We start from the raw sequence: 23,058 nt of genomic DNA, 5'->3' as shown, positions 1-23,058 counted from the left end.
GGAGGCTCCCGCTCAGGAGGGGGATGCGGGCAGGCCACCGGGCCCGCCCGCGGGAGGGGCGCCGTTACTGGGCGGCGTCGCTGATCACGGCCTTCGCGTCGTCGAGCGTGTAGTCCACGTTCGCCACGCCGCCGGCCTGGGTGGAGGCGAGCACCTCTTCCAGATCACCTTGCGTGACCTTCAGGAAGGGCACCGTGAGGTCCTTGGGCACGTCCGCGCCGTCCAGCACCTGCTGGGCCACCCAGAAGGCGAGGGTGGAGACACCCGGCGCGATGGAAAGCGACATGGTCTCGTAGCCGTTCTCCTCATGCGCCTTCTTCCACCATTCCAGCTCGTCGTGGCGGTTGCCCATCACGATGATCGGCATGTCGCGCCCCGAGGCGGCGAAGGCCTGCGCGGCGCCATAGCCGTCACCGCCCTGGGTGACCACGCCGACGATCTCGGGCAGCGAGGGCAGCACGCCGGCCACGGCCTTCTGCGCCACGTCCTGGGCCCAGTCGCCGTTCACAGCGGCGGAAATCTTGAAATCGGGGTGCTCCTGCACGCCCGCGGCGATGCCGGCGTGGATCTCGTCATCCACGAACACGCCCGCGAGGCCGCGGATCTCCAGCAGGTTGCCGCCACCGGGCAGGCGCGAGGCGAGGTACTCCACCTGCTGGCGGCCCATCTCCCGGAAGTCCACCGCGATGCGCCATGCGCAGGGCTCGGTGACGATGCCGTCGAAGGAGATCACGATGATGCCGGCGTCGCAGGCCTCCTTCACCGCGCCGTTCAGCGCCGTGGGCGAGGCCGCGTCGATGACGATGGCGTCGTAGCCCTGCAGGATCATGTTCTGGATCTGGGCGGCCTGTTCGGTGGCCTGGTTCTCGGCGGTGGTGAAGGCGTCGGCGGCGGAGACGATGCCGTCCTCCACGGCCTTGCCGGTCACCGTCTCCCAGCTCTCCAGCATGGCCTGGCGCCAAGAGTTGCCGGCGTAGTTGTTGGACAGGGCGATGGATTTGCCGGACGTGTCGGCCAGCCCCATGAAGGGGACGGCGGCGCAAAGCCCGGCGATGCCGAGCAGTCTGGTCGTGCTGATCATGTTTTCCTCCCACAGGCACACTCGGGGGTGGGCCCGGTTTCTGTCGCTCAAACCGGTCTGCGCCGGATGGGGGAAGACTGCGGAGGAAGGCGCGTCCTGTAAAGCAGATCATCCGCAGGAAATCTGCGGCTTTCCGCATCTCCGGTGCGGGATCCCGCAAGCCCTCTTGCCAGCGGCCCCGCGCCTGCGCCACTCTCTCGCAACAGGGAGACGACACCACGAAAAACCGCGAAAGGGAAGGGCCAGTCCCCCCGCCGCTTCACCCGGCCGCACCCGCCCGCGCGGCGGCGCGCAAGGACCCCCCGCTCCGGTTTTTCGCACACCCGCTCCCCGCAGGAAAAACATGACCCGCGCCCCGCCGCGGCGCCCCCTTCCGGACACCGGCGCGGGGCGGGCGCGGGGGGAGGAGCCGGGCCGCAGTTCGGGAGGCTGTTGACGCAATGACGCAGGACCACGCGATCCCCGCCCGCCCCGCCATGCGCGACGGCACAGGGCCCGCGGCATGACCGGCGCGGCGCACCACAGCCTCGCGGCCCTGGACCCCGCCGAGGCACAATTGCACCATTTCCTGCGCATTTCGCGCCATCTCGCGGGCCAGCTCGACGTGCAGTCCGCCCTGCAGGCCGTGCACGAGGAGATCAAGCACTTCCTCGACCATGACCACCTCGACGTCTGCCTGATCGATGGCGCCGACGCCTTCCACACCTCCTACGAGGTCGGGCTCGGCACGCTCTGGGGCACGCAGCGCAGCCAGGTGGCGGTGAGCCCGGTGCGCGACATCCTGACCGGGCGCACGGAGGCGATGCTCTCCGAGAACGCCCTGAAGGACGCGCGCTACACCTACCCCGGCGCCTTCTGCCAGCCGATCTTCGAGCACAACCTGTGCAGCCGCATCAACGTGGCGATGAAGGTGCGCGGCGAGATCATCGGCGCGCTGAACTTCTCCGCGCAGCGCGAGGCGGCCTACGGCGCGCGCGAGCTCGACTACGTGCGCCACGTGGCCGACACGCTCTCGCCCTATTTCTACGCCCTGCGCGCCGGGGAGCGCGCCCGGCGCGCCGCCGCCGTGGAGGCCGCGGCCCGGGCGCGCGAGGAGGGGCTGCGCCTCGGCGCCCTGCAGCTCACCGAGGCCCTGGAACAGGAGCGCCAGCGCATCGGCATGGACCTGCACGACCAGACCCTCGCCGACCTCACCCGCATCGTGCGCGACCTGGAGCAGGCCCGCGGCGACAGCCTCGCCGCCGCCGTGGTTCCCCGCCTGCAGGACTGCATCCAGGACCTGCGCCAGATCATCGACACCGCCATGCCGGCCCTGCTGGAGCTGTTCGGCTTCGTGCATGCGGTGGACATCCACCTCGAACGCGCCACCGCCGGCCTGCCCGGGGTGCGCACCGAGGTGCGCGACAGCTCCTCCCACGCCCCCGACCGGCTGGAAAGCACGGTGCGCATCGCGCTCTACCGCATCGTGCAGGAGGCGGTGAACAACGCCGCCCGCCACGCCGGCGCCGGCCGGGTGGAGGTGGAGATCAGCCAGGCGCCGGGCCGGGGCCTCGCGCTGGAGGTGCGCGACGACGGGCGCGGCCTGCCCGCCGCGGACACCCGCCGCGGCCGCGCCGGCGGGCTCAACCACATGCAGACCCGCGCCAGCCTGATCTCCGCCCGGCTGGAGATCGGCCCCCGCGACGGACACCCCGGCACGTGCGTGCGCATAACCCTTCCGCAGGAGATGGCCTGATGATCCTTCCCGACCCGTCCACGCCCCACGACGCCGTGCTTCCGCCCGCAGACGGCCTCGGCATGAAGGTGCTCGTGGTGGAGGATGACCCGCTGCACGCGAGCTATCTGCGCGAGGCGGTGCGCGGCGCGCTGCCCGGGCTGGTCGACATCGTGGAGGCCAGGGACGGGGTGGAGGGCGAGCGGCTGGCGCGCGAGCCCGGCTGCGCCTCGGTGGTGATGGACCTGCAGATGAGCCGGCGCACCGGCATCGAGGCCGCCCGCACCATCTGGGCCGAGCGCCCGGCCACCCGCATCCTGTTCTGGTCGAACTACTCCGACGAGGCCTACGTGCGCGGCATCTCGCGCATCGTGCCGAAGGAGGCCGCCTACGGCTACGTGCTCAAGACCGCCTCCGGCGAGCGGCTGAAACTGGCGCTGCGCGCGATCTTCCTGGAGGCGCAGATCGTCATCGACCGCGAGGTCCACCAGATCCAGCACGCCCGCAACCGCCCGGAGCGCGGCCTCACCGAGGCCGAGCACGCCGTGCTGGTGGACGCGGCCCTGGGCCTTACCGACCGCTGCATCGCCCGCCGCCAGCACCTGTCGCTGCGCTCGGTGCAGAACCGGTTGCGCGGGCTCTACGACAAGCTGGAGGTGCTGCCCGAGGGCGACGATCTCGCCCCCGGCGACTTCAACCAGCGCTCCCGCGCCGTGGCCCGCGCCCTGCAGCGGCGCATCCTCAACCCCCAGGAACTCGAACGCGCCGAGGTGAAGCTGCAGGCCTGGCTGCGCGGCGAGCGCTGACCGGGCCGCGCCTCCGCAAGGGGCGCCGCACCCGCGCCGGCCTCGCGCCCCCGCCGGCCACCAGGCATGCCCTGCATCCGTCCGGCCTGCCGGGCGCGATGTCGGCACATGGCTTCGCCGCTCTTTTCCCCGCCGCGGCGGAGCGGGGCGGCGCGGCCGGCGGGATCGGGAGGCCCGGGCCGCCCCTCACCTGACCGCAGGCTTCGGCTCCACGCCGGGGGCTTGCCAAGCGGGCCGCGGCGGGTCCAGATGCTCGGCGCAGACGCGCTTCGGAGGCCGGGCATGAACATCGCCATTCTCGACGACTACACCGGCGACGCCCTCGCCATGGCCGACTGGGCCTCCCTCGGCGCCACGATCACCGTGTTCGACGCCCCGATTCCGGAGGCGGAGCGCGCCGCCCGCCTCGCGCCCTTCGACGTGCTCTGCCTGATGCGCGAGCGCATGCCGCTGGGGGCGGAGCTGATCGCGGCGCTTCCGGCGCTGAAACTCGTGGTCACCAGCGGCATGCGCAACCTCGCCATCGACATGGCGGCGGCCCGGGCCCGGGGCGTCACCGTCTGCGGCACCGGATCGCGCAAGACCACCACCTCCGAGCTGGCCTTGCTGCTGCTGCTCGCCCTCGCGCGCCGGCTGGGGCCCGAATCGGCCTCCCTTGCCGCGGGCGGCTGGCAGCGCGCGCTGGGGCGCGATCTGGCCGGGCTCACCCTCGGGCTGGTCGGGCTGGGGAACATCGGCGGACAGATGGCGGCCCTCGGCCAGGCGCTCGGCATGCGTGTCGTCGCCTGGTCGCCGAACCTGGATGCGGCCCGGGCCGAGGCGCTCGGCGTGCTCGCCTGCCCCTCGCTGCACGCGCTGATGGCGCAGGCGGATGCGGTCTCCGTCCATGTCGTGCTCTCGGAGCGCAGCCGCGGGATGATCGACGCCGCCGCCCTCGACGCGATGAAGCCCGACGCGATGCTGGTGAACACCTCGCGCGGGCCGGTCGTGGACACGCGGGCCCTGCTCGCCACGCTGCGCGCCCGCCCCCTGATGAGCGCCGCGCTCGACGTGTTCGACACGGAGCCGCTGCCGCCGGGCCACCCGCTGCTGGCCCCCGACCTCACCGGCCCGGGGCGGCTCTTGCTCACCCCGCACCTGGGCTATGCCACGCGCGAGACCTTCCGCCGCTTCCATGCCGAGGCGGTGGAGGACATCGCCGCCTGGGCCGCCGGCACGCCGCTGCGCCGGCTCGACTGAGCGCCGCCGGGCGGCCCGCGCGCGAGCGATGCCGGGAGAGCACGCCCGGGCCCAATCGGCCCGAAAGGCGCCGCCATCCCTGTACAATCCCGCCCGTGCGCAGTAGGAGCGGGGGGAATCGTTCCTCCCCCGGCCTCTCGCCGGGTAGGGACAGCGTACGCGTCCGGGCTCTCCGGAGCCGCGGCGACAGGACGACTTTTCCGAAAGACGGAACATGACAGAGTTCGAAGGCATCGTGCCGGCGCTGGCCGCGGCATTGCAGAAACGCGGTTACGAGCGGCTCACCCCGGTCCAGACGGCAGTCATCGCGCCCGAGCTGGGCACGGCGGACGCACTGGTCTCCGCCCAGACCGGCTCCGGCAAGACGGTGGCCTTCGGCCTCGCCCTCGCGCCGCAGCTTCTGGGCGGCGAGGCCCGCTTCCCCCGCGCCGGCGCTCCCCGCGCCATGGTCATCGCACCGACCCGCGAGCTGGCCCTCCAGGTGTGCCGGGAGCTGGAATGGCTCTACGGCGAGACCGGCGCCGTGCTTGCCACCTGCGTCGGCGGCATGGACATGCGCACCGAGCGGCGCACGCTGGAGCGCGGCGCGCATATCGTCGTCGGCACCCCCGGCCGCCTGCGCGACCACATCGCCCGCGGCGCCCTCAACCTCTCGGAGATCGAGGCCGTGGTGCTGGACGAGGCCGACGAGATGCTCGACCTGGGCTTCCGCGAGGACCTCGAGGCCATCCTGCAGGCCTCCCCGGACGAGCGCCGCACGATGATGTTCTCCGCCACGGTCTCCCGCCCGATCGCGGCCCTGGCCAAGCGCTACCAGCGCGATGCGCAGCGCATCACCACCACCGCCGAGGCGAGCCAGCACGTCGACATCGAGTACCGCGTGCTCATGGCCGCCGCGAGCGACAAGGAAAACGCGATCCTCAACCTGCTGCGCTTCTACGACGCCGAGAACGCCATCGTGTTCTGCAACACCCGCGCCGGTGTCACCCACATGACCGCACGGCTGGGCAACCGGGGCTTCCCCGTGGTCGCCCTCTCCGGCGAGCTGAGCCAGGCGGAGCGCAGCCACGCCCTGCAGGCGATGCGCGACGGGCGCGCCCGGGTCTGCGTGGCCACGGATGTCGCGGCGCGCGGCATCGACCTTCCCGGCCTGGAACTGGTGATCCACGCCGACCTTCCCACCAACCGCGAGGGCCTGCTGCACCGCTCCGGCCGCACCGGCCGCGCCGGGCGCAAGGGCGTGAGCGCGCTGATCGTCGCCCCCTCGGGCCGCAAGCGGGCCGAGCGCCTGCTGGCCTCGGCGCGGATCGACGCGGAATGGGCCGCGCCGCCCTCCGCCGCCGCGATCCTCGCGAAGGACGACCAGCGCCTGCTGGGCGATGCCGCGCTCGAAGCCGCCCCCACCGGCGAGGAGGCCGCGCTGGTCGCCGAGCTGCTGGCCCGGCACGGCGCCGAGAAGGTGGCCGCCGCCTTCATCCGCCGCGCCCGCTCCGGCCAGTCCGCGCCGGAGGAACTGCTCGACGTCGCGTCCGCCTCCGTGGGCGCGAAGCGCAAGCCGGAAGCCTTCGGCGAAAGCGCCTGGTTCTCGCTCTCCGTGGGGCGCAACCAGAATGCGGAGCCGCGCTGGCTGCTGCCGATGCTCTGCGAGGCCGGCGGACTGTCGCGCCGCGAAGTGGGCGCGATCCGCATGCAGGCCGAGGAGACCCACGTGCAGATCGCGGCCGGGCATGCCGAGGCCTTCCTCGCCGCTCTCGGCCCGCAGCGCGCGCTGGAAAAGGGCATCACGGTGACCCCGATCCAGGGCGAGCCGACCGACATGGGCCCGGCCCCGGCCGGCCCGCGCGGCGAGAAATCCTTCCGCGGCAAGCCCCGCACCGGCGCGCCGATGCGCAAGGGCCCCGGCGGCGCACGCGCGGGCGCGGCCCGCTCCGGCCCGCCGGCCCGCCACCGCAAGGGCAACCGGGCGGACTGACACCGGCGCCCGATTCGCCTCCTGTCCCTCTCCCGGGCGGCCCTGCCGCCGCCCGGACGCCTTCCGGCCCCGCCCGTCGCCCCGGACGGATACCGCCCGGCCCTGCGGGCCTGAGCCATGTCCTCCCCGGATCCGCCGCCCCCCGCACACCCGGCCGAACCGCTCCCCGCCACCGCGGCGCAGGTCTCGCCCTCCCCGGACCGGGCACCCATCCCCGACATGCCGGCCTGACGTGCCGAGGCGCCGCCGCGAGTCCCGCACTGTCCGGCCACCGTCCCGAACGCCCCGCTCGCCCGCCGGCGCGACGCCCTGCGCCCCTGTTGCCGCCCGCCCCGGCGCGGGCAAAACCGCGCAATGCGGCCCCGGCCCCCTGCCACGCCGCCCTGCCTCCCGCGCAGCGCCTCCGGACCTCCGGCGAAAGCAGGAGAGCCCCGGCGCCCCGCCTGCTTCCCCTCTCCCGCGCGAATGCGAAGGGCCAATCGTGCTTGCGCACCGCGCATGCCGCCCGCTGCGCCTGCCACGCGCGGAACCCTGACCGGAGCCGCGCTCGGGGAACGAAACACCTGCCGCCGGAGGCGGCGCACCTTCCGCACGCGAGGCGGCGCACCCGTCGCGCAGGCACGATGCACCTCACGCGCCGGGGCGGCACACCTGTCGCTCGGGGCGCGGCACACCTTCCGCGCCGGGGCGGCACACCCGTCGCCCGGGGGCGCGGCGCACCTGCCGTGCCGGGGCGGCGCATCCTTCGCGCAGGCACGACACACCTTCCGCAGGGGGGGGCGACGCACCTGCCGCGGGGCCACGCACCTGCCGCGCGGAGGCGATCGGGGGTCGACGCGCCCGCTCTCCCGCGCCATCCTTTCCACCGACACAATCGCAGGACCAGCCCCATGACCACCGCCCGCCGCATCTACCTCGCCGCCTATCCGCAAGGCATGCCGACCACCGAGCACCTGAAGCTCGAGGACATCCCCCTGCCCGTACCCGCCGAGGGGCAGGTGCTGCTCAGGGTGATCTACCTCTCGCTGGACCCCTACATGCGCGGCCGCATGAGCCCCACACGCTCCTACGCCGCCCATCTGCACCCGGGGGACACCATGGTGGGCGGCACCGTCTGCGAGGTGATGGAGAGCCGGCTGGAGGGCTACGCCCCGGGCGATTTCGTGCTGGCCGGCGCCGGCTGGCAGACGCATGCGCTCTCCGACGGCACCGGCCTGCGGAAACTGGACCCGGCGCACGGCCCGCTCTCCGCCGCGCTCGGCGTGCTGGGCATGCCCGGCTTCACCGCCTATGTCGGCCTGCTCGAACACGGCAAGCCGAAACCGGGCGAGACCATCGTGGTTTCCGCCGCCTCCGGCGCGGTGGGTCAGGCCGTGGGGCAGATCGGGCGCCTGCTCGGGTGCCGCGTGATCGGGGTGGCCGGCGCCGAGGACAAGTGCCGCTACGTGACCGAGACCCTCGGCTTCGACGCCGCGGTGAACTACCGCGAGGACGGCTTCCCCGAGGCCCTCGCCGCCGCCTGCCCGGACGGGGTGGACATCTATTTCGAGAATGTCGGCGGCCCGGTGTTCGAGGCGGTGCTGCCGCTGATGAACGATTTCGGCCGCATCCCGGTGTGCGGGCGCATCGCGCATTACAATGACAGCGCCCCGCCCCCGGGCCCGGACCGCCTGCCCGCCGCGATGGGCCTCGTGCTCACCCGGCGCCTCACCTTCCGCGGGTTCCTGCAGTTCGACCACATCGAGCGCATGGGAGACTTCCTGCGCGAGATGGGCGGCTGGCTGGCGGAGGGCAAGGTGATCTACCGCGAGGAGATCGTCGACGGGCTGGAGAACACCGTCGACGCCTTCCAGGGCCTGCTCACCGGGCGCAACCGCGGCAAGCTGGTCATCCGCGTCGGCGCCGACCCGACGCAGGGCTGACCCGCAGGGCGCCCGGCCTCTTCCGCGTCAGGCAGCCTGTGCGCCCGGAACCCCTTCCGGGCACACAGGGCGCACAGGCGCGGCCGGGCCCGGTCTTCCCCGGCGCGACCGCCTTGGGAGCACGCGGGTCGGGCTTCGCGAAACACGAGGCGCGCGCAGCCGAGCTCCGGGACGTGCCTGATCCCGAGGGCCTGCGGAACCGCGCGTCGGGCCCGGACCCCTCGCGCCCTCAGGGCTCGCGCGGCCGCCCCCTTGCGCCCTCAGGGCGGCCCGGGCGGCACGGCGGACCTGCGCCCTCAGGCCGGCGTTCAGGCGGCGCCGCTGGTTCCGGTAAGCGACATCTGCGCCAGCACCTTGCGGATCGTGCCCTCGTTGTAGGGCTTGGAGAAGCGCGGGGCGCTGCGCAGGGTGGCGGGGAAATCCGCGCCCTCGCCGTAGCCGGAGGCGAAGGCGAAGGGAATGCCGGCCGCGAGCAGCTGTTCGGCGAAGGGAAAGCTCGTTTCCGCCCCCAGGTTCACGTCCAGCAGCGCGAGGTCGAAGGGCGCGGCCTGCAGGTGCTGGGCCGCCTGGGCGTTCGACGCGGCCAGCACCACCGTCTCCGCCCCGAGATCGCGGAAGATGCCCTCGGCATCCATCGCGATCACCAGGTTGTCCTCCAGCACCAGAACCCGGCGCGGCGCGATCAGCGGCGCGGCCGCGGCCGCGGGCGCGGGGAGCGCCGTGACATCGTCATCCGCGGCCCCCGGGCGCACATGCACCGCCGGAACCCAGAACCGCGCGCTCAGCCCCTCCGGCCGGTAGGACACCTCGGCCTCGCCCTGCAGCTCGAAGGGGATCGAGCGCTCGATGATGGTGGAGCCGAAGCCGCGCCGGGTGGGCTCGACGACCGTCGGGCCGCCGACCTCCGTCCAGTCCAGGATCAGCGCGTCATCCGCGTCCGCCACGAGGGAGACATGCACCTCGCCCCGCGGGCCGGACAGCGCGCCATACTTGGCCGAGTTGGTCATCAGCTCATGGATCACCAGCGCCACCGCCGAGAAGGCGGTGGGCATCAGAAGCATGTCGCGCCCGGTGACGATCACCCTGTCGCGGCGCTCGAACTGCCAGCACTCGGCCTCCACCCGCACGAGTTCGCGCAGCGAGGCGGGGGACCAGTTGTCCCGGGTGATCTGGTCATGGGCGCGGGCCAGCGCCTGGATGCGGCTTTCGAGCACCACGACCATCTCCGCGGTGCTGATCTCACCCGTCGTGGTCTGCGAGACGAGGCCGCGCACCAGGCCGAGGATGTTGCGCACCCGGTGGTTCAGCTCCGAAATCAGCAACTCCTGCTTCTCGCCCGCGCTCTTGCGCAGGCGCGAGGCCTCGTCTGTGAGGCGCAGGACGACCTCCAGCAGGCTCACGCGCAGCTGGCCGGCCACGCGGCGCTGCGCCGGGGTCCAGGCCTCGGAATGGCCGGTCACCTCCTCCTGCCAGGCCGCGAAGCTGGTGCGGGGCGAGAGCTGGCCGCCGGGCAGTGTGGAACTGGCCGGCTTCTGCGGGTTGCCCGCCCAGGTCACCTTGCGGCGCACCTCGCCGCGGAAGAACAGGATGTAGTCGCGCGGCAGCCGCGACACCGGGATGGCGAGCAGGCCGGAGGCGTGCTCCGCGTGCGCGGCGGTGGCGGGGTCCAGCGCGGCGAGATGATCGGTGGCATAGACCTGGCCGGTCGGGGTGCGGTTCAGCGCCCGGGCCAGGGCGAGGATCACCGGCGTCTCCGGCACCTTGCCGCGGGTGGCCACCACGCCCTCGATCACCGTGGCGACGCCGTCCGCCTCCAGCAGCGGGGTGAACTCCTGCACGCAGTCGAGCAGCATGCGGCCCATCGGGCCCTCGGGGATGGCGGCGCGGGTGATCGCGGCGCAGAGGTCGCGCACCCGGTCGTCATGCTGGCGCTCCTCCTCCAGCAGCTTGGCCTGCAGCACCAGCGAGAACATCTGCCCGAACAGCTCGGCCGCATTGCGCCGCACCTGCGAGAGCACCAGCGGCGTGCGGTGGTGGCAGGCGATCAGCCCCCAGAGCCGCCCCTCCACGATGATCGAGATCGACATGGAGGCAGCCACGCCCATGTTGCGCAGATAGGCGAGGTGGACGGGCGAGACCGCGCGCAGCACAGAGCTTGAGAGGTCGATGATCCGCCCGGACACATCCGTCACCGGGGAGACCGGGCTGCCGACGTCCGAGGAATCCGCGATCAGGCGGATGGTCTGGCGCAGGTAGAGCGCCCGGGCCTGGCGGGGAATGTCGCTCGCCGGGTAGCGCAGGCCCATGTAGCTCTCCATGCCCGGGGCGCGGGCCTCGGCGATCACCTCGCCGGCGCCGTCCTCCAGGAAGCGGTAGAACATCACCCGGTCGAAGCCGGTGTCGAGCTGCAGGAAATACGCGGCATCCTCGAACAGCCGCCCGGGCGCGGCATAGCGCGACACCCGCTCGATGATGCGCCGCACGGTGGAGACCGTGTCCTCCGGGTTGTCGCCCCGGTGCGGCTCCAGCTCCAGCACAACGGTGTCGCCCGAGACATGCAGCGAGATGTCATGCTGGCCGGTGGGCAGCGCGACCCGGCTGATCACCTCCACCCCCTGGCCGGCGCGCAGCATCTGGATGCGGTTGCGCAGCCGGTGCATCAGGTCCCCGCCGAAGACCTCCGCCGCCGGGGCGCCGATCATCGGCTCCGCATCCGGCGCACGGCCCAGCATGGCCGGGGCGTTCTGCGAATGGCACGAGACCATCCAGTCCAACGTCAGCCCGACGAGGCAGCCGAAGGACTGCACGCGGCCGAGGAGGTGGATCGGCTCGCGATCGCAGCTTGTGAGGTCAGGCAATGTGTCATCCGTCATCAATCGGGTACCTTCCGAACAGGGCCCGGCCCGGCGGCGCCTTCCAGGAACGTCCGGAAGGCGGCCCTGGCCGCCTGCGTCGCGGCAGAAAGTTCAGTCTTGCTCCAGCTTTCCCGGGCGGCCCAGTGGAGAAATCCGCCCCAGAACCGCTCTTCCACGCCATGGTGCAGAAACTGCAGGGGAACCGGCGCGGAACCCGCGGCCGCCCGCTTCGACAACACCCGGGCCCCGAGTCGGGAGCCCTCCAGAACATAGGCTATCCCGAGACCGGCCCCTGCTTCATTAACATATGACACATCAAGCGCGCGCGGCATCGCATGACCCAGCGCCGCGAGATCGGCCCGCAACGCCGGCAGGCGCAGCCGGGCGGCCGCGTCGGGCAGGCGCGCGAACTCCGGGCTCGCCGCCAGCGCGGCCTCCAGCCCGGGCAGCGCGCGGGCGTGCCCGAGCAGGAAGCGCCCGTAGTCCTCGCGCCGCGACAGATCGAGGGTGGAATAGGCCGCGTCCACGGCCTCGTGCAGCCCGGCAGTGGCCTGCCGGAGGTGATCGCGCACGCTCGCTTCGCTCATGCCGGCGCCCGCCTCCCCGCCCCGCAACGGGGGCAGGAGCGCGGCGCCGGAACCGGTCGGCGCGCGGGGGGATGCAGCAGGTGGCGGAGCGGCACAGGGATCATGGTTCGGCAACGGGCATCGGACTGGCGGGGGATCGGGCTCCGGGCTCAGACGAGCGGTCGGAGTTCGGGGGCGGAGTCGTCGATCTGGGCAAGTTCCAGCAGCTTCCCGGCGTCGAGGACCTTCAGCACCCCGTCGTTCCAGGAGGCGATCTGCCGGTCGCGCAGGCGCTTGATGGTCTTGTTCGTGTGGACCAGAGACAGGCCGAGCGCATCGGCCAGGTCCTGCTGGCGGAAGGGCACCCGGCACTCGCCGTTGCGGCTGGCGCCGATCGCCTCGGCGCGGCTGTGGAACCGATGGAAGCTCCAGGCCACGCGCTCGACGGCCGAGCGCCGGCCCACGCTGGTGAGCGCATCGGCGATGAAATGCTCCTCCAGCGCCGCCAGCCAGGCGAGGTCATAGGCGCGGCGGGGGAAGCTGCGGAACAGGTTCCACAGGTCCGAGCGCTTGAACACGCAGAGTGTCATCGCGGTGGTGGCTTCCACGGTGTGCTTCATCTCCCCCATCACCCCGGCCTGCAGGCCGATGAAATCGCCGGGCATGACGAAGTTTATCACCTGCCGGCGCCCGTCGGGGAGGGATTTGTAGCGCACGCCCATGCCATGCAGCGCGGTGAAGAGCTGCGGGCTGTTGGACCCCTCCATGAGCAGGACGGTCCCCGCCTCCACCGTCAGCTCGCCGGACTTGAAACGGCGGGTGAATTCGAGCTCCTCCTCGCTCATCTCGGTGAAGAGAGGACGCTTGCGCAGCGGGCAGTTCTTGCAGTTTGTCGCCAAGGGCCTGGGTGTCCCGAATGAGTCCGGTCATGAACGCCGGGGCGCGGGAAAAGGTTCCCTCGCAACCGGGCGGCGGGCGCGGAAATCCGCCTGCCGCCCCCGGTCCCGGCTCAGAGCGTGGCGAGCAGTGCCGCGATGCCGGCCTCCGCGCAGGCCCGGTCCTGATCCGGCGTGCCGGAACTGATGCCGATGCCGCCCACGACCGCGCCCTCCACCGTCACCGGCAGGCCGCCGCCCACGACCATCAGCCGCCCGGCGATGGCCGAATTGATGCCGTAGGTCGGGTTGCCCGGCTGGCTGGCGGTGCCGTATTCATGGGTGGCCTTCTTCGCCCCCGCGGCGGTGAAGGCCTTGTCGATGGCGATGGTGATGCTGGTGATCTTGCCGCCGTCCATGCGCTCGAAGGCCACGAGGTTGCCGCTCTCGTCGGTCACGGCGATGCACATGGGCACGCCGATCTCCTGCGCCTTCGCCCGCGCGCCCGCGATGAGAACCCCCGCATCCGCGATGTCGATCCGCCGCAAAGTGATCATGTCCGGCTCCTTGCCTTGCCGGGGCGCCTGCCGCCCCCTCGACCCCGCCTAGCACGCGCCCCGCCGCGCCGCGACAGGAGATGGAGGGGATTTCCGCAGAATGGAACGGGTGTGGCAGGAGCGCCAGCCCCGCGCAGGCCCTGCCCGCACCCCCCGGCTGCCGTGCCGGCACGGCGGCGGAAGGGGCGGACCGCGCGCCCCGCACGGAGGCTTGCCCGGCAACCGGGGGGAGGCGACGTCGTGAGGAGGGCCGGCGGAGGCGCGTCAGGCCGGCCGGGCGCGGGCCCGTTCAGGCCTCGCCCGTCGCGCCCGGCTGCCAGGCCCGGGCGCGGATGAAGGCGGGCAGATCCTCGGCCGGCATCGGGCGGGCCAGCGCGTAGCCCTGCAGGATCTGGCAGCCGAGGTCGCGCAGGATCTCGGCATGGCGCGCGCTCTCCACCCCTTCGGCGATCACCCCGATGCCGAGCGCCCGCCCGATCTCGACCACCGAGGACACCAGCTTGCGCGAGCGCGCGGAGCCGACCACCGGCAGCACCAGGTCCTTGTCGATCTTCAGGAAGCGCGGCGACAGGTTGAGCAGGCTCAGGATGGAGGCGTAGCCGGTGCCGAAATCGTCGATCTCGATGTCGATGCCCAGGGCCCGGATGCGCTGGATATTGTCCGCGATCTGCTGGGATGCGTCGTCGAAGGAAATCGTCTCCACCAGCTCGAACGCCAGGGTGCCCGGCTCGAAGTCCAGCCGGGAGATGCGCTCGGCCAGCATGTCGTCGCCCAGCCGCTGGGCCGAGACGTTCACCGAGATCCGCGGCACGCGCAGGCCCTGCGCCGCCCAGCCGCGGAAGTCCGCCAGCGCCTGCTCCAGCACCATCGCGTCGAGATCGCCCATCACGTTGAGCATCTCCGCCACCTCCAGGAAGCGGAACGGCGTGAGCAGCCCCTGCCGCGGGTGCTGCCAGCGCACCAGCGCCTCCGCGCCCGTCACCTCCAGGGTGCGGGCGTCGAACTGCAGCTGGTAGACCGGGATGAACTCCCGCCGCTCCAGCCCGCGCAGCACGTCGTCGGCCATGCGCTTGGTGTCCACGGCCTCGGCGCGCAGGGTGTCGGTGAAATACTCGATGTGGTTGCGCCCGCGCTGCCGGGCGGCGTGCAGCGCGATGTCGGCGTTGAGGAAGACGGAGGTGGATTTCTCCCGCCTGTGGCTGCGCGCGGCCGCGCCCACCGTGGCCCCCACCCGATATTCATGCGCCCCGTGCAGGAAGGGCCGCGTGAGCGCGTCGAGCATGCGGCGCGCCGGGTTGTCCGGGTCCTCCGGAAAGGTGTGCTGCCGGGTGACGACGACGAATTCGTCGCCCCCCACCCGGGCGACCACGTCCTGCGGGCGTGCCGCCTCGCTGAGCACGGTGCCGGTGCGGCGCAGGATTTCGTTGCCGCCGTGATAACCCAGCGTGTCGTTGATGTCCTTGAAGCGGTGCAGGTCGATGATGATGACCGAGAGCGGCCCGGCGTCAGCGGCGTCCGCGTCCAGGGTCTCGAACAGGGTCTCGAGGTGGTTGCGGTTCGGCAGGCCGGTGGTCGCGTCGTGGTTGGCGTTGTACTCCAGCCGATCGCGCGCCACCTCCAGAAGCTGCGCCCGGGTCTGGGCCTGGCGGCTGGCCTCGCGCAGGCTCTCGTTCAGGCGGACGAAGGAGGTCACCTCCCAGTCGGCGCCGATCATCACCGGGCGCGCGCCCGGGTCCGCATAGGTGCGCCCGTAGGAGCGCAGGTGGCGCAGGGCGCCGTCCGGTCCGCGCATGCGGTATTCGGCGGAGAAGGGCTGCCCGGTGCGCACCGCCTCGTGGAAGCGGGCGCGCAGCACCGCCCTGTCCTCGGGTAGGATCTCGGGCCCCCAGGTGCCGCCGCCCTCCGCCCCCGCCGGGCCCCCGGGCGGGCCGAAGGCCGGGTCGCTGATGCTCTCGCCGGTGACGGCGTCGCGCTGCCAGATCTGCATGCCGGAGGATTCGATGGCGAGCTGCAGTCGCCGCGAGGCCGCGACCAGGTCCGCCTCGCGCCGCAGCAGCTCCGCGATGCTCCGCTTGCGCTGGCCCAGCAGCCAGCCCGCCCAGGCCATCGGCGCGATGATCAGCAGCGCGACGATGCTCAGCAGCGCGCGAAAGTCCCGCAGCGCACCGTCGGGCGCCGCCCAGCCCCCCCGCGGCGCGGCAGAGAGTGTCCAGCCCATGCGCTCCAGCCGCTGTTGAACCGGCTGTTCGTCCAGCACCCCGGGCGAGCCGAAGAACACCTCCGGCATGCCGTCGGACGGAGCATCGGCGGAGAGGGCGAAGTCGAAGTCGTGCTGCGACAGGGTGAGCCCGCCACGGGCGATCAGCGCGTCGAGGTCGATGCTGGCGGACACGATGCCCCAGCGGTGCGGCCGGCCGTTCGCACCCTGCACGCTCACCGGGTAGCGCAGCAGCAGGCCCCGCCCGCCCTGCCCCAGCACCACCGGCCCCGCGATCACCACGTCGCGCGCGGTGAGGGCGGCGACGGCGCTCTCGCCCTGGCCCAGCAGGCTGCGCAGGTCACGCCCCATCAGCGAGTCGGCCGCCGCCTGCGGATAGACCATCGACACCTTCAGCCCCGGCGCCACCACCACCGTGCGCACCGAGCCGGAATGGGCGAGCAGCCGACGGGCCCGGGTGGTGAAGGCCGACACCGTCATCTCCGGATCCTCCTCCAGCGCGGAGACCAGCCCCCGCACCAGCTGGATGTCGCTGTCCACCTCGCCCTGCAGGCGCAGGCGCAGGCGGGACAGGTCCTCCATCGTGGCGAGGCGCTGCCGCTCCATGAGGATGCCGGCCTGCTGGCGGTCAAGCAGGATCACGCCCAAGGCCACCCCGATCGAGAGGATCGCAACGGGGAGATAGGGCCTAACGACCATACGGGCTGCACAATCCAGGCATGGCTGGTGTCCGGTCCTGGAGACAAGAGACGCTGCGAGATGTTCGCGGCGATCCGGCGCGCGGTCAAGCGGCATCCCGGAGCGGCCCGGGCGTCCCACCGGCCCACGGGGCCGCCCGAAACCGCTGATCAGCCCGCCTCCCCGGGGCCGGTGCGGGATGACGACACCCAGCGCACACCCCGGCTGCGCCCGGCGGAACAGACACCCCGCTGACGCCCCCGCACCACCCGGCAGAGCGGATCGCCCCGCCACTGCTCCGGGGCGCGGCCCCGACAGGACGGATTGCCCCGCTCACGCCCTGACGTCGTCCGGCAGGACGGCGCGCCCCGCCCGCTCCCCCGCACCGCCCGGCAGGGTGGACCGCCCCACCACTGCCCCGGCAGCGCCCGACGGAACAGACTGCCCCCTCACGCCCTGACGTCGCCCGGCAGGACGGCGCGCCCCACTCCCCCCCGGCAACGCCCGGCGGAACGGACCACCCCACCTGGTCCTCAGCAGCGCCCGACAGGACGGCGCGACCCGCTCACCGCCCGGCAGGGTGGACCACCTCGCTCACGCCCCGGCAGCGCCCGGCTGATCGGCCCCCCTGCTCATGCCCTGACAGGGCGCGGCAGGACGGGGCGCGCCGGCAGCGCCCGGCGGGGCGGCCCTCTCGGCTCGCGTTCCGGCCCGGCCTCTCGCCATCGCTCCTGTCCTGCGGGCCCCAGCCGCAAACGAGAGAAGGAGCCGGTCTCCCGGCCATGCTCCGAGCGGTCGGCCTCCCCGCCCTGGCCCCGCCCGCTGCCACGGTCGCGCGCCGCTGTACCCGTGCCCTGACGTGGTGCGCCGGCTCTGCCGGCTGGCCTTCCCGTGCTGCCGGCCTCATCCTGCGGCCCTGGTCCTGCCCTGTGCGTCCCGCGCTCCGCTGCGGTTTCCTGCCTCCGTCTTGAGCCAGCCTGCCTTTACCCCGTGTTCATGTCCCGGCCCGCATGCTCGCGGTCCGGGTCGTGGCTGACACCGGGTCGCCAGGGGGGCGTGGCACGAGCGTTGGGGCCAGCCGGGGCCCGGCGGCGGGCCGGGCGCGGTGGCGGCGGCTGCGCTACGGGGCCCCATGCCGGTCAGGTGCCTTGACAAGTCGCCGGGCCTGCCTGCATTCCGAAGGCTCGCACCCCCTCCGCACCGGACATCCGTTGGACGTATGGAACTTATCGGCGTAATCAGTGTCATTTCCGGCCTGTTCATCCTCATCGGACTGAGCGAGCCGCTGGCTGCGCGGCTGCGCCTGCCCTACAGCGTGATTCTCGCCGGCATGGGCATCCTCGTCGGGGCCGGGGCGAGCTACATGCTCAGCACCGATCTCACCGACGTGCTGAACCCGGTGGCGGAGGCCATTCTCGGCCTGCCGATCCACTCCTACGTCTTCCTCTACATCTTCCTGCCGACACTGCTGTTCCAGGTGTCGCTGGGGCTGAACCTGCGCCGGATGCTCGATGACTGGGTGCCCATCCTGCTGCTGGCCGTGGTCGCGGTGATCGTGGCGACCTTCACCATCGGCTTCGCGCTCCAGCCGGTGAGCGGGCTGCCGCTGACCGCCTGCCTGCTGATCGGCGCCATCGTCTCGACCACCGACCCCTCCGCCGTGGTCTCGATCTTCCGCGACATCGCGGCGCCGCAGCGCCTGTCACGCATCGTGGAAGGCGAAAGCCTGCTGAACGACGCCGCGGCCATCGCGCTGTTCGGGCTGTTCCTCACCTTCGTGATGGCCGGCGTGCCGGACCCGACGCTGGGCGCGGCGGTGGGGCAGTTCCCGTTCCTGATCCTGGGCGGGGCGGGCACCGGATACCTGGTGGCACGGGCCGGGGTGATGCTGGTGGCGCTGGTCGGGCGGCACCGGCTGGCGCAGGTCTCCATCACCGTGGCCATTCCCTACCTCACCTACATCGTCACCGAGCGGCTGCTGGGCGCCTCCGGGGTCACGGCGGTGGTGGTCTCCGGGCTCACGATGAACCTGCTCGGGCCCGGCCGGCTCTCGCCCGTCACCTGGACCTACCTGCGCGAGGTCTGGGACCTGCTGGCGCACTGGGCCGGCTCGCTCATCTTCGTGCTCGCCGCGCTGCTGATCCCGCGGTTCCTCTCCGGGATGGACCTGACAGACCTCGGACTGGTGCTGGTGGTGGTGGCGGCGGCCGTGGTGGCGCGGGCGCTCATGCTCTGGGTGCTGCTGCCGCTGATGACCCTGCTGCGCCTCTCGCCCAGGGTGGACCCGCCCTACCGGCTCGCCATCCTCTGGGGCGGCCTGCGCGGCGCGGTCACGCTGGCCCTCGCCCTCGCGGTGACGGAGAACGCCCTGGTGGAGCCGGAGGTGAAGCGCGCCGTCGGCATCCTGGCCACCGGCTTCACCCTGTTCACGCTGGTGTTCCAGGGCACCACGCTGCGCTGGATGATCCGCCGCATCGGGCTGGACCGGCTGTCGCCCATCGACCTTGCCCTGTCCAACCAGGTGATCGCCGTCGCGCTGCAGAACGTGCGCGAGGATGCGACGGAGGCGGCGCGCGACCACGGCCTCACCCATGACATCGTACGCTCGGAGGCCAAGAGCTTCGGCGACCGGCTGGAGCGCGCGGTGCGCGAGGCCGAGGCCGGCGCCGAGATCCTGGACCGGGACCGCATCACCCTCGGCCTGGTGGCGCTGGCGGGGCGCGAGCGCGACCTCATCCTGGAGCAGTTCAACCAGCAGGTCATCTCCGCCCGGCTGGTGGACCGGATGCTCTCGGACGTGGACCGGCTGATCGAACGCACCCGCGGCGGGCGCAGCCAGTACCGGCTCGCCGCCCGTCGGGCGCTGGTCTACAACCCGGGCTACCGGCTGGCGGTGATGCTGCACAACCGGCTGCGCCTGTCGCGCCCGCTGGCCGCGATCACCGCCGACCGGTTCGAGATCCTCGTCCACCAGCAGTTCATCCTGCGCGACCTGCACGGCTTCATCTCCGCCAAGATCCTGCGCATCCACGGCAAGCGCGTGGCCGAACTGCTGCATGAGGTGCTGGAGCGGCGCGAGGAGGAGGTCTCCCGCGCGCTCGAGGGCCTGCGGCTGCAGTACCCGGGGTATGCCGAGCAGCTCGAACGCGTGTTCATCCGCCGCACCGTGCTGCGGATGGAGGAGCGCGAATACGCCGCCCTGCTGGCCGACGGGCTGGTGGGCTTCGAGGTGCATGCCAAGCTGATGGCCGAACTGGCGCGCAGCCGCGCCCGGGTGGAGGTGCGCCCGCGCCTCGACATCACCCTGCACAAGCCGTCGCTGGTGAGCCAGTTTCCGCTGTTCCAGAACATGGAGGAGCAGCACCGGGTGAAACTGGCGCGCGCCCTGGTCACGGTGTTCGCCGCGCCGGGCAAGGTGATCATCCGCAAGGGCGACGTGGCGCGCAGCGTCTACTTCATCGCCTCCGGCGCGGTGGAGGTGGAGTTCGCGGGCCAGAAGCAGCGGCTGGGCCGCGGGCAGATGTTCGGCCAGCTCGGCCTGCTGGCAAAGCGCCGCCGCCGCGCGCAGGTGACCGCGATCACCCCCTGCACCCTGCTCAGCCTCGACGACAGCCGCTTCCGCCGGCTGCTGGAGCGCAACCCCTCGCTGCGCGAGGCGGTGGAGGCAAGCCAGGCCGGCTCGCCGGGAGTGATGCGCCCGCCCACCCTGCCCGTCCTGCCGGAGGAACCGGCGCCCGAGAGCACCGACGTGGCCGGCGCCGCCACCGCGACGGAGGCCGATTTCGCCGCCGCCACCGGCCCGGCGGAAGAAACCACCGCCGAGGCGACCCTGCCCCGCACGGGGGGCGCCGCCTCCGGCTGAGGTCTTGTTCCCGCCCGAAAACAATCGTTTCGTCCGAATCCGCTTTCGATGCTAATACTACGTCAAAACACGTGGGGCGCTTCCCGTTCGGGAATGGCATCTCCAAAGCGGAGGATTCGAAATGACTGCTCCAATACGTCAGCAATCGATACTGTTTCTCTCCTTCGCTTTCGGATTGCTTGTAACAACGGCGTTGCCCCGCGAAGCAACCGCACAGGATGCCCCCGCCAGTTCCGCCGATGCCCCCGCGGCGGAGGCCGATGACGGCGCGCTGACCGAGGAGGAGATGGAAATCCTCGTCGCCCGCATCGCCCTCTACCCGGATTCGCTGGTGGCGGCCATCGCCGCCGCCTCGCTCTACCCGCTGCAGATCGTGGAGGCCGAGCGCTTCCTCGACGGCGCGAAGGCGGGCGACAGCCCGGACCCGGACTGGGACGGCTCGGTGATCTCGCTGCTCAACACGCCCGAGATCGTGAAGATGATGAGCGACGACCTGGAGTGGACCGGCCAGCTCGGCGATGCCGTGAGCTACCAGCAGCAGGACGTGCTCGTCGCCATCCAGCAGCTCCGCTCCCAGGCTGTGGCCGACGGGGTGATCCAGACCGACCAGCACACCGAGGTGGTGCAGGAGGGCGACACGATCATCATCCAGCCCACCGAGGTGGATCAGGTCTACGTGCCGCAGTACCCGCCGGAAATGCTCTACGAGCCCGATTACGTGCGCGCGCCGGTGGCCTATTACCCGCAGCCCTACCCGAACTACTACCTGCCCACCGCCACCTTCTTCACCGGGGTGATCACCGGCCTGGCCTGGGGCGCCGTCGTGGACTGGGACGACTGGGGCGTGCGCGGCGGCCACTGGGACAGCGACGTCGACATCAACTGCCGCAATTGCTTCAACAACATCAACGGCAAGGTGAACTGGCGCGACGTGGACTGGACCAAGGTCGACCGTGACAAGATCAGCATCGACCGGGACCAGTTCAACGGCTTCGACCGCGACAAGATCGGCGACAGGCTGGACAACCGCGGCACCATCGGCGGTCGGGGCGACCGGCGCCCCGGCGGCGCCCTCGGCGCAGGGGGGCGCCCCGGCGCCCGCCCCGACCGCGAGGCGCGGTCACGCGATATCCGCAAGGCCGCGGCAAGCGGCGGCCTGGGCGGTGGCGACAGGCCGGGGCTGAAGCCCGGCGGGGGCGACAGGCCGGGGCTGAGGCCCGGCGGGGGCGACAAACCAGGCCTGCGGCCCGGCGGCGGCGACAGGCCGAGCCTGCGCCCCGGCGGAGGCGACAAGCCAGGCCTGAAACCCGGCGGTGGCGGAGACCGCCCGGCACTGAAACCCCCGGCCGGGGCCGGCTCGCGGCCTGCGCTCACCAAGCCCTCCGGCGGATCGCGCCTCGCCAGCGGCGGCGGCGGCGGCAAACCGTTGCTCAAGCCCTCGGGCAAGCCGAAACTTGGCGCGAAGCCCGGCGCATCGCGCCCGCGCTCCGCGCTCGGCTCCGGCGGCGGTGGCGGCACGCGCGCCAAGATGGCGTCCAAGCGGGGCGCGGAGGCCCGCGGAGGCGGACGGGCCGGGGGCAAGCCGAAGGTCGGCGGCCGGCGCGGCCGGTGAGATTGCGGATCGGAGACGAGATCATGACCAACACCCCCCTGCCCGCCCGGGCGGCCCTCGCGCTCGCCCTCGCCGCCGGCCTCACCGGCACAGCCCATGCCCAGGGGGCGGAGGAGGCGCCCTTCGCCCGCTACGTCTCCGCCACACCGGCGCCGCAGTTCGACAGCGCGGATGCCGCCGTGGAGGCGCTGCGCACCGCGCTCACCGGGGATGATTTCGACGGGCTCGCCGCCCTGCTCGGCCTCGATGCGGCCGCGCTGCGCGACAGCCCGGACACGGTGGAGGCCTATGCGCAGATGCGCAGAGGGGCCGAGGCGCGCATCGTCACGCAGGACCAGGAGGACCGCGTGCTCATCGACATCGGCTGGCGGCTCTGGCCGCTGCCCTTCCCGGTTGTGAAGGCCGGGGACGGGTCCTGGGCCTTCGACACCCGGGCCGGGCTGGACGAGATCGTGAACCGCCACGTGGGCGAGAACGAACTTGCCGCCATCGACACGGTGCACGCCTATCTCGACGCCCAGGTCGACTATGCGGCGGTGGACCGCGACGGCGACGGCGTGCTCGAATACGCCCAGACGCTGGTGAGCACCCCGGGGATGACCGACGGGCTCTACTGGCCGGAAACGGATGAGGACGGCCCCAGCCCCGCGGGCGAGGGCATCAACACCGCGGAGCTGGATGACGCCAGCGCCGGGCGCGGCTATTTCGGCTACCATTTCCGCATCCTCACCGGCCAGGGCGACAACATTGCCGGCGGGGCCTATGACTACGTGATCAACGGCAACATGATCGCGGGATACGCCATCCTCGCCTGGCCGGCGCATTACGGCGAGAGCGGGGTGCACAGCTTCGTCGCGAACCAGCAGGGCGTGCTCTACGAGGCCGACCTCGGCCCGGAGACCGACCGGATCGTGCCCTGGATCGAGCGCTTCAACCCCGGGGAGGCGTGGGAGCTCGTGCCCGAGTAACCCCGGCCCCGCCCCGGCGCGCAGCCGGACAGGACAACGGCCCGCGGGACATCTCCCGCGGGCCGCTTCCCATTCCGGTGGGCCCTGCCCCGCCCGCTGCCGGGGGAGGCCCGCCGCCGCGCCCCGCGGGGGT

Annotated in this window: 14 protein-coding genes; 8 read left to right on the top strand and 6 right to left on the bottom strand. The window is 72.5% G+C overall.

The window, feature by feature from the left end:
- Positions 1 to 64: 64 nt before the first annotated feature.
- Positions 65 to 1,081, bottom strand: coding sequence for an ABC transporter substrate-binding protein (locus FDP22_RS21485; RefSeq protein ID WP_138576225.1), 1,017 nt, complete (start codon positions 1,079 to 1,081; stop codon positions 65 to 67).
- A gap of 502 nt (positions 1,082 to 1,583) precedes the next feature.
- Here FDP22_RS21485 and FDP22_RS21480 point away from each other — a divergent pair.
- The 5 genes from FDP22_RS21480 to FDP22_RS21460 all read left to right on the top strand — a co-directional run bounded on the left by FDP22_RS21480 (position 1,584) and on the right by FDP22_RS21460 (position 8,734).
- Positions 1,584 to 2,816 carry a sensor histidine kinase gene (locus FDP22_RS21480; RefSeq protein ID WP_138576224.1) on the top strand — a complete coding sequence of 411 codons (1,233 nt, stop codon included), beginning with the start codon at positions 1,584 to 1,586 and terminating at the stop codon, positions 2,814 to 2,816.
- A 62-nt stretch (positions 2,817 to 2,878) separates the two neighbouring features.
- Positions 2,879 to 3,601, top strand: a complete 723-nt coding sequence (locus FDP22_RS21475) for a response regulator transcription factor (RefSeq protein WP_138576325.1) — start codon at positions 2,879 to 2,881, stop codon at positions 3,599 to 3,601.
- Between the two features lie 282 nt (positions 3,602 to 3,883).
- A complete protein-coding gene (locus FDP22_RS21470; protein ID WP_138576223.1) occupies positions 3,884 to 4,840 on the top strand; it encodes a D-2-hydroxyacid dehydrogenase family protein in 957 nt (318 codons plus the stop codon).
- Positions 4,841 to 5,054: 214 nt separating this feature from the next.
- Complete coding sequence (locus tag FDP22_RS21465; RefSeq protein ID WP_138576222.1) at positions 5,055 to 6,812, top strand: DEAD/DEAH box helicase; 1,758 nt, start codon at positions 5,055 to 5,057, stop codon at positions 6,810 to 6,812.
- A gap of 890 nt (positions 6,813 to 7,702) precedes the next feature.
- Positions 7,703 to 8,734 (top strand): NADP-dependent oxidoreductase, encoded by a 1,032-nt coding sequence (locus FDP22_RS21460; protein ID WP_138576221.1) that lies wholly within the window; start codon positions 7,703 to 7,705, stop codon positions 8,732 to 8,734.
- Positions 8,735 to 9,042: 308 nt separating this feature from the next.
- Here the strand turns inward: FDP22_RS21460 and FDP22_RS21455 are convergent, their stop codons facing one another.
- From FDP22_RS21455 to FDP22_RS21435, 5 genes are all read right to left on the bottom strand, one after another.
- Positions 9,043 to 11,592, bottom strand: coding sequence for an HWE histidine kinase domain-containing protein (locus tag FDP22_RS21455; protein WP_239032003.1), 2,550 nt, complete (start codon positions 11,590 to 11,592; stop codon positions 9,043 to 9,045).
- A gap of 14 nt (positions 11,593 to 11,606) precedes the next feature.
- On the bottom strand, positions 11,607 to 12,176 hold the full coding sequence (locus FDP22_RS21450) for a biliverdin-producing heme oxygenase (RefSeq protein ID WP_138576219.1): 570 nt from the start codon (positions 12,174 to 12,176) through the stop codon (positions 11,607 to 11,609).
- 149 nt (positions 12,177 to 12,325) lie between these two features.
- A complete protein-coding gene (locus tag FDP22_RS21445; protein ID WP_239032002.1) occupies positions 12,326 to 13,054 on the bottom strand; it encodes a Crp/Fnr family transcriptional regulator in 729 nt (242 codons plus the stop codon).
- Positions 13,055 to 13,164: 110 nt separating this feature from the next.
- Positions 13,165 to 13,587 carry a GlcG/HbpS family heme-binding protein gene (locus FDP22_RS21440; RefSeq protein WP_138576218.1) on the bottom strand — a complete coding sequence of 141 codons (423 nt, stop codon included), beginning with the start codon at positions 13,585 to 13,587 and terminating at the stop codon, positions 13,165 to 13,167.
- Positions 13,588 to 13,876: 289 nt separating this feature from the next.
- Positions 13,877 to 16,504: a bifunctional diguanylate cyclase/phosphodiesterase gene (locus FDP22_RS21435; RefSeq protein WP_138576217.1), complete on the bottom strand. Its 2,628-nt coding sequence runs from the start codon at positions 16,502 to 16,504 to the stop codon at positions 13,877 to 13,879.
- A gap of 1,198 nt (positions 16,505 to 17,702) precedes the next feature.
- Between FDP22_RS21435 and FDP22_RS21430 the strand changes: the two genes are divergently transcribed.
- The 3 genes from FDP22_RS21430 (at position 17,703) to FDP22_RS21420 (ending at position 22,925) form a co-directional block, all read left to right on the top strand.
- The gene (locus FDP22_RS21430; protein ID WP_138576216.1) at positions 17,703 to 20,345 is read left to right on the top strand and encodes a cation:proton antiporter; all 2,643 of its coding nucleotides are present in this window, start codon (positions 17,703 to 17,705) and stop codon (positions 20,343 to 20,345) included.
- A 193-nt stretch (positions 20,346 to 20,538) separates the two neighbouring features.
- Positions 20,539 to 21,957, top strand: a complete 1,419-nt coding sequence (locus FDP22_RS21425) for a DUF3300 domain-containing protein (protein ID WP_239032001.1) — start codon at positions 20,539 to 20,541, stop codon at positions 21,955 to 21,957.
- A 23-nt stretch (positions 21,958 to 21,980) separates the two neighbouring features.
- Positions 21,981 to 22,925 carry a DUF2950 family protein gene (locus FDP22_RS21420; RefSeq protein WP_138576214.1) on the top strand — a complete coding sequence of 315 codons (945 nt, stop codon included), beginning with the start codon at positions 21,981 to 21,983 and terminating at the stop codon, positions 22,923 to 22,925.
- The last annotated feature ends 133 nt before the right edge of the window (positions 22,926 to 23,058 follow it).

The sequence above is a fragment of the Paroceanicella profunda genome, from assembly GCF_005887635.2.
Taxonomy (GTDB): Bacteria; Pseudomonadota; Alphaproteobacteria; order Rhodobacterales; family Rhodobacteraceae; genus Paroceanicella; species Paroceanicella profunda.
Note: the sequence above shows the minus strand (reverse complement) of the source record. Positions and strands in the feature narration are given on the sequence as shown.

Bases quoted from the DNA above. Each gene is read 5' to 3' on its own strand.
- FDP22_RS21485 (WP_138576225.1), bottom strand. From the start codon at position 1,081: ATGATCAGCACGACCAGACTGCTCGGCATCGCCGGGCTTTGCGCCGCC.
- FDP22_RS21420 (WP_138576214.1), top strand. From the start codon at position 21,981: ATGACCAACACCCCCCTGCCCGCCCGGGCGGCCCTCGCGCTCGCCCTC.
- FDP22_RS21435 (WP_138576217.1), bottom strand. From the start codon at position 16,504: ATGGTCGTTAGGCCCTATCTCCCCGTTGCGATCCTCTCGATCGGGGTG.
- FDP22_RS21470 (WP_138576223.1), top strand. From the start codon at position 3,884: ATGAACATCGCCATTCTCGACGACTACACCGGCGACGCCCTCGCCATG.
- FDP22_RS21440 (WP_138576218.1), bottom strand. From the start codon at position 13,587: ATGATCACTTTGCGGCGGATCGACATCGCGGATGCGGGGGTTCTCATC.
- FDP22_RS21430 (WP_138576216.1), top strand. From the start codon at position 17,703: ATGGAACTTATCGGCGTAATCAGTGTCATTTCCGGCCTGTTCATCCTC.
- FDP22_RS21475 (WP_138576325.1), top strand. From the start codon at position 2,879: ATGAAGGTGCTCGTGGTGGAGGATGACCCGCTGCACGCGAGCTATCTG.
- FDP22_RS21480 (WP_138576224.1), top strand. From the start codon at position 1,584: ATGACCGGCGCGGCGCACCACAGCCTCGCGGCCCTGGACCCCGCCGAG.
- FDP22_RS21465 (WP_138576222.1), top strand. From the start codon at position 5,055: ATGACAGAGTTCGAAGGCATCGTGCCGGCGCTGGCCGCGGCATTGCAG.
- FDP22_RS21460 (WP_138576221.1), top strand. From the start codon at position 7,703: ATGACCACCGCCCGCCGCATCTACCTCGCCGCCTATCCGCAAGGCATG.
- FDP22_RS21450 (WP_138576219.1), bottom strand. From the start codon at position 12,176: ATGAGCGAAGCGAGCGTGCGCGATCACCTCCGGCAGGCCACTGCCGGG.